This window comes from Rouxiella badensis (assembly GCF_002093665.1).
In the GTDB taxonomy this organism is placed as follows: domain Bacteria; phylum Pseudomonadota; class Gammaproteobacteria; order Enterobacterales; family Enterobacteriaceae; genus Rouxiella; species Rouxiella badensis.
Map to the genome: position 1 here is coordinate 197,432 of NZ_MRWE01000001.1, position 11,274 is coordinate 208,705.

The window sequence follows — 11,274 nt, forward strand, 5'->3', positions numbered from 1 at the left end:
AGATAACGCTATTTGTGGCTCAGATATAGGCTAAAAATGGTGGCAGACGCGGTCCTGTGAAGGACGAAGCGGCGATCTGCTGCTATCCTTTAGGCAAAAGACCGCCAGTGTGTCTTATGTTTCTGCAAACCTCCGCCGGCCTGGAAGGCGTAAAAGGGAGGATTGCCTCATTTAAAAGGGAGAAACAGTGAAAAAGACCTTCGGCGTTTTTTTTCCGCTTTATACCACCACGTTGTTGATGCTACTCGGTTCCGGCCTCCTCACCACCTACGTCTCCCTGCGTCTGAGCGCGATAAACGTCAGCGGTGCCATGATTGGGGCAATCATTGCCGCTAACTATATTGGTCTGGTGATTGGCGGCAAGGTTGGCCATTACCTGATTGCCCGCGTCGGGCATATTCGGGCCTACGTATCCTGCTCAGGTATCATTACGGCAGCGGTGATAGGCCACGGACTGACCGAGATTATTCCCATCTGGGTGGTGCTACGCCTGATTATCGGGCTATGCATGATGTGTCAGTACATGGTGCTTGAGAGCTGGCTTAACGACCAGTCGGAATCGAGCCAGCGCGGCGTCGTCTTCGGTTTTTATATGGCGGCCTCTTACCTCGGCATGGCGCTGGGACAGGTGGTGCTGATGCTGCAAACCGGACTCGGCATGAGTACTCTGTTAGTTATCGCGCTGTGCTTCGCCCTGTGTCTGGTGCCCATCGCGTTGACCACCCGGACCAAGGTTGGACATATGTCGCCGGCCCCCATGGAGCTGAAATTCTTTATCGGCGCGATCCCCAAGGTGCTGGCAATTACGCTGGTAATTGGCATGATTATCGGGGCGTTTTACGGCATGGCACCGCTCTATACCAGCCAACAGTCGCTCTCGACACAGCAAACCGGTCTGTTCATGGCTTTGGCGATATTCGCCGGTCTGGTCGCGCAGTTTCCGCTAAGCTGGCTGTCTGACCGCTATAACCGCAATATGCTGATGCGTATCAATGCGTTGCTATTGGCCATCACGGCACTGCCGCTGGCGGTTTTCAGCCATATCTCTTTCCCGCTGCTGTTGGCCTGCGGATTCATCGTCAGCCTGATGCAGTTCACGCTCTACCCGCTGGTCGTGGCGCTGGCCAATGACATGATTGAACCGGAGCGCAGGGTATCGCTTTCTGCCTGTCTGTTAATGGCCTTCGGCGTGGGTGCCTGTATCGGTCCCTTGCTCGTTGGGGCGCTGATTGAACCGCTGGGCGGCAAGATTCTTTATGCGTTCTTTGCGCTTTGCGCGGCGGGTATTGTGGCACTGAGTCGCACCTCGGCGAAAGAGCAGCAGACGCAGATGGCGGTAGATGCGCCGGTGCCACACATCGCGATGCCAGACAGCCTGAGCAGCTCACCGCTGTCACCTGCGCTGAATCCAAATCTCGATGAACAGATGATTCAGGATCAGATGCCTGCGCACGAGACAGTAGAACAGATTACGCCCGCGGAGGCGTCTGACGCAGACAAGGTGGCGGAGAGGCGTGAACAGGGGGCCGACCCCGAGGCGGATACCGGACTTCAACGTGCGTTTATTCTGCTCGAAGACAGCGACATCACGTTAAAAGAAGAAGAACAAGACGAGGAAGATGTCGCGCCACCGAGGGTCGCGCGACAAGGTCGATAAGGTTTACGCCGGGTTATCGATATCGATAAAGGTCACGTCAAGGCCGTGCTCGGCGGTAAGCCATTCGCCCAGCGCCTTCACGCCATAGCGTTCGCTGGCGTGATGGCCCGCGGCAAAGAAGTGCAGCCCCATCTCGCGAGCGATGTGAATAGTTTGCTCGGAGACTTCGCCAGAAATAAACGCATCGACGCCAAAGTCGGCAGCCTGCTGAATAAAGCCCTGACCGCCACCCGAGCACCACGCGATACGACGAATCGTCTGCGGTCCGCCCTCGGCGCTGTGCAACACCTTGCGACCCAGCTGCTGTTCAATCACCTGATGAAACTCTTCAGCCGCCAGCGGCGTTTCTAGCTCGCCGTAAGGCACCAGCGGCATGATTTCACCCAAGACCTTAATGCCAAACAGGTTAGCCAGCTGAGCATTATTGCCCAGCTCAGGATGCGCATCGAGCGGCAGATGGTAGCCGTAAAGATTGATATCATTAAGCAGTAGCGTTTTCAGACGATTACGCTTCATCCCTCGCACCGCAGCGGGTTCATTTTTCCAGAAATAGCCGTGGTGGACGATAAGAGTGTCCGCACCGTGCGCGACGGCAGCGTCGAGCAGCTTCTGGCTGGCGGTCACGCCCGTCACCACGCGTTTGACTTCGCTGCTGCCCTCAACCTGTAGGCCGTTTGGCGCGTAATCCTTGAAGGCGTTGACGTCGAGCTTACGGTCGATAATTTTCTCTAATTCTATGTTATTCATAACATTTTCCATAAATCTGAGTGTTGCGCAGAGCCGGAAAGGTGGCGAAGCAGAAGCGTTAAAACGCCTGACTGTCGCCCTGCTGCATAAAGATGAAGTGTACGCCGAGGCGATTCCCCTCTTCAAGCTGACGCATAATCTCGGCGCGCGGGTCTGCCCCAGCCATTAACGACGGCTTGATATGGCTGATGACAATCTTCAGCCCTTTGAGCGAGCCAGCGCCCCCTGCCGCCTGCTCGAGGTTTTTCAGCTCACCGAGCAGCAGCGCGGGGGTGAGGTGACCAAAGAGCTGTGCATCAGGAACACCATTCGGGAAAGAGGTCTCGATAATCATCCCCTTGAGGCGATGCTGTTTAATCTCCTCCCCCAACACGCGCCAGATAGCGCCGAGATCGCGCGACTTCTCCTGCTTATCGGCACCGGTATCGCCAAAGAAGGCAAAGGTTTCCTGCTGTTGGCTCGCCAGTTCATTACTGACCAACAGCATCGACGAACTGACGCCGCCGTGGCTGAGCGGATAAACGACGCCGCTCAGGCCACTGGTACCCAACGACGCGCGCTGCCCCGGTCTGAGCGCCGTCAGTCGATAGGTGCCAATGCGCTGGCCGCTGCCTGAGTCGCTGAAATTAGGCCACACTCGCCAATTGAAATAGTGCTGGCGCAGAATATCGATGGTGTCATTGGTGCCGTAAATCGGTTTTTTGCTGTCCTGCGGTGAGGCGACGATCAGCCCGGCAAGATGGTCAAGATGACCGTGGCTGATGAAGTAGGCGCTAATCAGTTGGCGAAATACCGCCCCCTGTGGCGTAAACGGCGCTGAATTTTGCGCCGTGACCTCAGGAAAGCTGCCTTTTGCCAATGCCTTACTGATACCCGGCAGAACCGAACCGGCGTCGAGCGCCAGATAGCGCGTTTGCGAATCACTGCGAATCAGATACGAGGTCAGATTTCCCTCTTCCACCCCGCCGTTGACGCCCAGCGCGACTACCTTAAAGCCCGCGTTGGCGCTGAATGCGTAGCCTAAACCGGCCCCGAGAAACAGGGCCGTGCTCCACCATCTTGTTGTCATCACATCGCTCCATGTTGTGCCGATCCTTAACCAAGACAGTAAGTCTTAGTTGTCAGCCTGAGCGCGACTTTTAGCGGTTTCAAACGCCGCAAGGGTATCCTTGCGTGCTCGGGCGTGATCGATAATCGGGTGAGGATAGTCTAGCACGCGGCGCTGTTTCTCGGCCCATTGATGTGGGTGGTGAATATCTTTTTCTGGCACCTCGGCAAGCTCAGGAACCCAGGCCTTGATGAAGCGCCCCTGCTTGTCGAAACGCTCTCCCTGCGTCGTCGGGTTGAAGATGCGAAAGTAGGGGGCCGCGTCGGTGCCGGTCGATGCTCCCCATTGCCAGCCGCCGTTGTTGGCCGCGAGATCGCCGTCAAGAAGCTGAGACATGAAGTAGCGTTCGCCGCTGCGCCAGTCGATAAGCAGGTCCTTAACCAGAAAGCTCGAGACGATCATCCGCAGACGATTGTGCATCCAGCCGGTGGCGTTTAACTGACGCATGGCGGCGTCAACGATGGGATAGCCGGTTTTACCCGCCTGCCAGGCCTTTAAATCGTCAGGAGCATCGCGCCAGCGCACGCCGTCCGTCCACTCGATGAAGGGTTTGTGCTTGCAAAGATGCGGCCAGGCCACCAGCAAATGGCGGTAAAACTCACGCCAGACCAGCTCGTTGAGCCAGCCAAACGCGCCACCGTCGGTTTTTTCCAACGCGTGAGGATGTTCCGCGCGCAGGCGATTAAGGCACTGACGCGGCGACAGTACGCCAATGGCAAGGTACGGGGAGAGCGTGCTGGTGCCGTCAATGGCGGGCAAGTCGCGCTGCTCGAGGTAGTCCTGCACATTTTCACGACAGAAACGCCGCAGCCGGTCGCGAGCGGCCTCTTCGCCTATGGGAAAATCGTCACCAACCTCTTCCTGCGGATAGTCGAAGGGCTTAATCGGGGCTGATTGACCTTTATACGGGTTGTTACGCGCCTGCGGTGCGGCCAGTGAGCGAGTGTCGGACTCACTCAGACGCTGTAAAAATGCGCGACGAAACGGCGTATAAACCTTGTACATGCCGCCCTCACCGGTCGTTACCGAACCCGGAGGCAAAAGCAGGCTGTCGTCAAAACGGTGGAGGGTAAGCTCTGTCGACAACGCCTTGTCTAACGCGGCATCCCGTGCAACCTCGTTGATTTCATACTGATTATTATAAAACAGCGCATCAACCTTGTGCTCTGCGACGAACGCCTTCAGCCAATCGACGGCGTCGGAAAACAGCTCGCACTGCTGGTAATAAAGCGGGATACCGCGCTCGGCCAGCGAAGACTGCAACGCGAGCAGGTGCTGATAAATAAACGCGGCCTGACGAGGCGCCATGTCGTGCCTGCGCCACTGCCCCGGCGTGGCAATAAACACCGCGATAACAGTGGCATCAACGTCTGCGCAGGCGGCAGCCAGTGCGCGGTTGTCGGTGATGCGTAAATCATTACGAAACCAGACCAAATGGGTGGTCATAACCAGTCATTCCTTGTGAAATCAGTGCCCGTAACGCAGACGCAGAGCCTCGGGATAGGGCTCGAAATAGCGCTGCTGCTGGAGATACTCGTCGGGATATTCATTCATGTAATGTTTGAGCAGCGTGATAGGGGCCAGCAGAGGCTGCAAACCCTGACGATAATGGTCGATAAGCTTTGCCAGCTCCTGGCGTTGTCCACTATTGAGCTGTTTGCGGAAATATCCCTGTACGTGCATCAGCACATTGGTGTGGTTGCGCCGTGTGGCTTTGTGGGTCATTAGAGTCATCAGCCTGTTGCGGTATTCGATGAAATAGTCGTCGAGCGACGCCCATTTATCCATTGCCGCCACAAAACGACCCAGCTCGCGATATTCGGGCTGAGAGTGCGCCAGTAAAGAGAGCTTATAGCGGCTGTGAAACGCCATCAGTTTGCCGCGCGACAGCCCTGAGGCTTGCAGCATTTTCAGCTCATAGAGTGCATAAACGCGTTCGACAAAATTCTCGCGCAGCACAGGGTCGTTAAGCCGTCCGTCTTCTTCTATTGGCAGCCACGGCAGCTGCTTTTGCAGTTCGGCGGTGTAGATCCCAACGCCAACTTTGCTGTTGTCTTTGCTGTTTTCACGGTAGACGCGCACCCGCTCCATGCCGCAGCTGGGCGATTTTGCGCAAAGAATATAGCCGCAAAGGTGCGCGAGCGAGGCAATACGCTGCTCGGCGTAGTGCTGCATTTTATCGGTAATATCGACGTTGGGTTCGTTACTGAAACACATGCGAACGCCGTCTGGATGATTCACCAGGCGCAGTGCCGGTCTTGGGGTAGGAAGGCCAATCGCCATTTCCGGGCAGACAGGTTCAAAATGTACATAAGGCGCTAACTGATCAACGGCGAAGGCCAGTCGTTTGTGTCCGCCGTCAAAACGAACCCTCTCTCCTAGCAGGCAGGCGCTGATCCCAATGGGAATTTTTTCACTCATGTGCGACTCCTGGCATTTGCTGTCCGTGGCGATGCAAAAAACCTGCATCGCCCTCATTAAACTTATACAAAAAATGCATTTTGTACAAGTTTGTACTCAGCCTTGGGACAAAATGTAAAAAGGCCAGCAAGAGGTTGCTGGCCTTAATCAGGGACGCTTTTTTATACTGCACTAATGCTTAATAGAAATACTGACCGGCGGTTTCGGCCCGTGCCAGCCATACCGGTTTGTTGCTGGTTTTTGCCCATACTCGATGCAGATAGCTATAAAAACGTGCACGGTCGGCACGGAATAACATTACGGGTAGCGCCACTACGCCGACCAGCACGACAAAGGTGCGCCGTAACATAATGCGTGCAAGGCTATACGGGGTGTAATCAGACATAAACATTCTCCTCTGGGCCAGTCCGCGTTCCTGATTGACCTGCTCCGGAAAAAGACTGGAAAGATTGACCGTTGGTTATTTGTACAAATTTTAACGTACATGCTGTAATTTTACTACTGATCGGACCACTATTTTGACGTAAAAAAGCACAATTTCATCCTTCCCCGGTAATTAAGTTACAAAACTGTTAATTAACTACTTCCCAGACGTTACTCGTCGATTAATTCGCCATTTTTATACTTTTTTTACACCTGCCCCATCCATCTTTTCAGGTTCTTTAGAAGCCAATATTTACACTCGCTTTACTGATTACAAATCAACATCGTTCCCAAAATCCTTGGCGTTGTAGCAAGTCTCACGCAGCTACAACGCCAAGGGTGGCGGGTGAAACAAACTAAGGGGTGGGTTGTGAATATTGGGGTAATTATCGGCGGGCTACTCGTTCTTTTACTGCTCGGCTATCTGGTCTACGCCCTGCTTAATGCGGAGGAGTTTTAAATGGCCGCTTCAGCGTTTCTGTTGATTGCCAGCTTTATGCTGGTTTTACTGCTGCTGTCTCACCCATTGGGCAAGTTTATGGCCAGCCTGATTGAAGGTGACATTGGCCCAAGGGTGGCGGGGTTCGAACGTAGAGTTCTGGGTCTGGCGGGCGCGTCCGACTCGGAAATGAACTGGAAACAGTACGCGATAGCCATTCTCGGCTTCAACATGCTGGGCATCGTCCTGCTGATGGCCATCCTGATGTTGCAGGGCGTTTTGCCGTGGAATCCGCAGCATTTCCCAAGCCTTTCCTGGGATCTGGCGTTTAACACCGCCGTCAGCTTTGTCTCTAACACCAACTGGCAGGCCTACAGCGGCGAAAGCGCGCTGAGCTATTTCAGCCAGATGGTCGGACTGACGGTGCAGAACTTCCTGTCGGCGGCAACCGGTATTGCGGTCGCCTTTGCGCTGATCCGCGCCTTTGCTCGTCCTTCAGGCAAGACTATCGGTAACGCATGGAGTGACCTGCTGCGCATTACGCTTTACGTACTGCTGCCGATTTCCCTGCTGATGGCGCTCTATTTTGTCAGCCAGGGCGTGCTGCAAAACCTTGAGGCTTATCAGCACATCACCACGCTTGAAGGCGTACAGCAGACGCTGCCGATGGGGCCTGTTGCCTCTCAGGAAGCGATCAAAATGCTCGGCACCAACGGTGGCGGCTTCTTCGGGGCCAACTCGGCACACCCGTATGAAAACCCGACCGCCATGACCGACATGGTTCAGATGCTGGCCATTTTCCTTATCCCTTGTGCGCTGTGCTTCTCGTTTGGCCGCGTAGTGGGCGATAGCCGTCAGGGTCACGCACTGCTGTGGACAATGTCGCTGATTTTTGTGGTCTGCGTAGTCATTGTCATGGCCGCCGAGTTGCAGGGTAATCCACACCTGTCGGCTCTGGGTGCGACCAGCAACATCAATATGGAAGGTAAAGAGGCCCGCTTCGGGATTCTGGCTTCAAGCATGTTTAGCGTAATCACCACCGCCGCCTCCTGCGGTGCGGTCAACGCCATGCTCGACTCCTTCACTGCCCTCGGCGGCATGATCCCAATGTGGCTGATGCAGATTGGTGAGGTGGTGTTCGGCGGCGTTGGCTCAGGCCTCTACGGCATGCTGCTGTTCGTGCTGCTGACGGTGTTTATCGCCGGACTGATGATTGGCCGCACACCGGAATACCTTGGCAAGAAAATCGACGTCTTCGATATGAAGATGACCGCACTGGCGATTCTGGTGACACCAACGCTGGTGCTGCTGGGCACGGCGCTGGCGCTGGTCACTCCGGCCGGGCTGGCGGGGATTGGTAACCCAGGTGCACACGGTTTCAGCGAGGTGCTCTACGCCTTCTCCTCTGCCGCAAACAACAACGGCAGCGCCTTTGGTGGACTGAGCGTTAACACACCGTTCTACAACCTGTCGCTGGCCGTGACCATGTTCTTCGGCCGCTTTGGGGTGATTCTTCCGGTGCTGGCCATCGCCGGATCGCTGGTCGCCAAAAAACGTCAGTCCGCAGGCAACGGCACACTTCCGACCGCTGGCCCGCTGTTTATCGGCCTGCTGATCGGCACCATCCTGCTGGTCGGTGCGTTGACCTTTATTCCGGCGCTGGCGCTGGGTCCGGTAGCTGAGCATTTACAAGTGTGGCTGGCGCACTGATTTCTACGCCAAACATGATTTGCACAACAGATGTTAAAGAGAGAATACGATGACTCGCAAACAACGTGCCCTGTTTGAACCCCGGCTAATCCGTACCGCGACGCTGGATGCAGTGAAAAAACTGGATCCACGCGTACAGTGGCGTAACCCGGTGATGTTCGTGGTGTATCTGGGCAGTATCCTCACCACGCTGATTTGGCTGGCGATTTTGATGGGTAAAACCGAGGGCAGCGCCGCCTTTACCGGCAGCGTCTCCCTGTGGCTGTGGTTTACCGTGCTGTTTGCCAACTTTGCCGAAGCGCTGGCGGAAGGCCGCAGCAAGGCGCAGGCCGAGAGCCTGAAAGGCGTACAGAAAACCAGCTGGGCGAAGAAACTTTACGAGGCGCGCCCTGAGTCACCGCCGATCAAAGTGGCCGCAGACAGCCTGCGCAAAGGCGACTATGTGCTGATTGAAGCCGGTGATACCGTGCCGTGCGACGGCGAGGTACTGATTGGCGGAGCGTCGGTAGATGAAAGCGCCATCACCGGTGAGTCTGCCCCGGTTATTCGCGAGTCCGGCGGTGACTTCTCCTCGGTAACCGGCGGTACACGTGTGCTGTCCGACTGGCTGATTGTCGAGTGCACCGTCAACCCAGGCGAAACCTTCCTTGACCGGATGATTGCCATGGTTGAAGGCGCAAAACGCCGCAAGACACCGAACGAGGTCGCGCTGACCATTCTTCTGGTGGCGCTGACGCTGGTATTCGTGCTGGCGACCGCCACGCTGTATCCGTTCTCGCTGTTTAGCGTCGACGCCAGCCATGCCGGGACACCGGTCACAATCACCGTGCTGGTCGCGCTGCTGGTGTGCCTGATCCCAACCACCATCGGGGGCCTGCTGTCGGCCATCGGTGTGGCGGGCATGAGCCGCATGCTGGAGGCGAACGTGATAGCCACCAGCGGTCGCGCCGTCGAGGCAGCCGGTGACGTCGACGTACTGTTGCTCGACAAGACCGGTACCATCACGCTCGGTAACCGTCAGGCAGCACAATTTTTACCGGCGCCTCAGGTGAGTGAACAGGAGCTGGCCGACGCCGCGCAGATCTCTTCACTGGCGGACGAAACGCCGGAAGGCCGCAGCATCGTCGTGCTGGCGAAACAGCGCTTTAACCTGCGTGAACGCGATCTGAATTCGCTGAATGCCACCTTTGTGCCCTTCTCGGCGCAGACCCGCATGAGCGGCGTCAACGTCGGTGAAAGAATGATCCGCAAAGGGGCCGTTGACGCTATTCGCCGTCACGTCGAGTCGAATCAGGGCCACTTCCCGCCCGCCGTTGAAGGCCTGGTCGAAACGGTCGCACGCAAAGGCGGAACTCCGCTGGTCGTGGCCGACGGTGCGCGCGTACTGGGCGTCGTCGAGCTGAAAGACATCGTTAAAGGCGGTATCAAGGAACGTTTTGCCGAGCTGCGCAAGATGGGCATCAAGACGGTGATGATAACCGGTGATAACCGCCTGACCGCCGCCGCTATTGCCGCCGAGGCTGGGGTAGATGACTTCCTGTCGGAGGCCACACCGGAAGCTAAACTGGCGCTTATCCGCCAGTATCAGAGCGAAGGCCGTCTGGTCGCGATGACCGGCGACGGGACCAACGACGCCCCGGCGCTGGCGCAGGCCGACGTGGCCGTTGCCATGAACTCCGGTACGCAGGCCGCCAAAGAGGCAGGCAACATGGTCGATTTGGACTCCAACCCGACCAAGCTGATTGAAGTGGTGCATATCGGTAAACAGATGTTGATGACTCGTGGATCGCTGACCACTTTCAGCATCGCCAACGACGTGGCGAAATACTTCGCCATCATCCCGGCGGCGTTTGCGGCAACGTATCCACAGCTCAATGCGCTGAACGTGATGCACCTGCACTCCCCCGCCTCGGCGATTATGTCGGCGGTTATTTTCAACGCACTGGTGATTGTGTTTCTGATCCCGCTGGCGCTGAAAGGGGTGAGCTACAGGCCAATGAGTGCCGCATCGCTGCTGCGCCGTAACCTGTGGATTTACGGGGTCGGGGGGCTGGTCGTGCCGTTCGTCGGTATCAAGCTGATTGACCTGATCCTCACTGTGCTGCACATGGCCTAAGCGGCCCGATAAAGAATGAAGGAATATAAAATGACTAACGCAATTCGTCATCGCTATCTTCGCCCCTCGCTGGTGCTGCTGGTGCTGTTTACGCTGGTTACCGGCGTAGCGTATCCGCTGCTGACCACTGGTCTGTCGGCGCTGGTCTTCCGTTCGCAGGCGCAGGGCTCACTGATTTTTGAGGCGGGGAAACCGGTGGGTTCAGCGTTGATTGGGCAATCTTTTTCCCGACCTGATTATTTTTGGGGACGCCCTTCCGCCACCTCGGATAGCGCCTATAATGCGATGGCGTCCTCAGGCAGCAATCTTGCAGTTAGCAATCCGGCGCTGGATAAAGCCGTGGCTGAACGCGTGGCAGCGCTGCGTGCGGCCAATCCGCAGAGTGCGCCTCAGGTGCCGGTCGATCTGGTGACTTCATCAGCCAGCGGACTCGACCCGCATATCAGCGTTGAGGCTGCCAACTGGCAGGCCCAGCGCGTGGCAGCGGCGAGAAAACTGACGCTGGATCAGGTCAATAAACTGATTGGCGAAAACACCAGTGCACCTGTGCTGGGCTTTACCGGACAACCGGTGGTCAACGTGCTGCAACTGAATCTGGCACTGGATGCGTTGACCTCACAAAAGTGATGACCTCAACAATAAGAAGACATGTT

The 11,274-nt window shown here is 56.4% G+C and carries 10 protein-coding genes; 5 read left to right on the forward strand and 5 right to left on the reverse strand.

The genetic code is table 11. The annotated features are described in order from the left end of the window. Positions 1-187 precede the first annotated feature (187 nt). Entirely contained in the window at positions 188-1,657 is a 1,470-nt protein-coding gene (locus BS640_RS00960) for an MFS transporter (RefSeq protein ID WP_084911630.1), read from the forward strand. Between the two features lie 3 nt (positions 1,658-1,660). Here the strand turns inward: BS640_RS00960 and BS640_RS00965 are convergent, their stop codons facing one another. The 5 genes from BS640_RS00965 to BS640_RS00985 form a co-directional block, all read right to left on the reverse strand. Beyond that, positions 1,661-2,404, reverse strand: coding sequence for a type 2 GTP cyclohydrolase I (locus tag BS640_RS00965; protein ID WP_017492606.1), 744 nt, complete (start codon positions 2,402-2,404; stop codon positions 1,661-1,663). Between the two features lie 58 nt (positions 2,405-2,462). Next, entirely contained in the window at positions 2,463-3,473 is a 1,011-nt protein-coding gene (locus tag BS640_RS00970) for an MBL fold metallo-hydrolase (RefSeq protein ID WP_017492607.1), read from the reverse strand. 45 nt (positions 3,474-3,518) lie between these two features. Then, complete coding sequence (gene phrB, locus BS640_RS00975; RefSeq protein ID WP_084911632.1) at positions 3,519-4,958, reverse strand: deoxyribodipyrimidine photo-lyase; 1,440 nt, start codon at positions 4,956-4,958, stop codon at positions 3,519-3,521. Between the two features lie 21 nt (positions 4,959-4,979). Further along, positions 4,980-5,933 (reverse strand): YbgA family protein, encoded by a 954-nt coding sequence (locus BS640_RS00980; protein WP_017492609.1) that lies wholly within the window; start codon positions 5,931-5,933, stop codon positions 4,980-4,982. Positions 5,934-6,111: 178 nt separating this feature from the next. After that, positions 6,112-6,318 carry a YbfA family protein gene (locus BS640_RS00985; RefSeq protein WP_017492610.1) on the reverse strand — a complete coding sequence of 69 codons (207 nt, stop codon included), beginning with the start codon at positions 6,316-6,318 and terminating at the stop codon, positions 6,112-6,114. Between the two features lie 408 nt (positions 6,319-6,726). Between BS640_RS00985 and kdpF the strand changes: the two genes are divergently transcribed. From kdpF to kdpC, 4 genes are read left to right on the forward strand one after another with little or no spacing between them, the layout of a single operon-like run. Next, positions 6,727-6,816 (forward strand): K(+)-transporting ATPase subunit F, encoded by a 90-nt coding sequence (kdpF, locus tag BS640_RS00990; protein ID WP_017492611.1) that lies wholly within the window; start codon positions 6,727-6,729, stop codon positions 6,814-6,816. Further along, positions 6,817-8,505, forward strand: coding sequence for a potassium-transporting ATPase subunit KdpA (gene kdpA / locus BS640_RS00995; protein WP_017492612.1), 1,689 nt, complete (start codon positions 6,817-6,819; stop codon positions 8,503-8,505). Positions 8,506-8,554: 49 nt separating this feature from the next. Next, positions 8,555-10,621, forward strand: a complete 2,067-nt coding sequence (kdpB, locus tag BS640_RS01000) for a potassium-transporting ATPase subunit KdpB (RefSeq protein ID WP_017492613.1) — start codon at positions 8,555-8,557, stop codon at positions 10,619-10,621. Between the two features lie 30 nt (positions 10,622-10,651). After that, positions 10,652-11,248: a potassium-transporting ATPase subunit KdpC gene (gene kdpC, locus BS640_RS01005; RefSeq protein WP_017492614.1), complete on the forward strand. Its 597-nt coding sequence runs from the start codon at positions 10,652-10,654 to the stop codon at positions 11,246-11,248. Positions 11,249-11,274 lie beyond the last annotated feature (26 nt).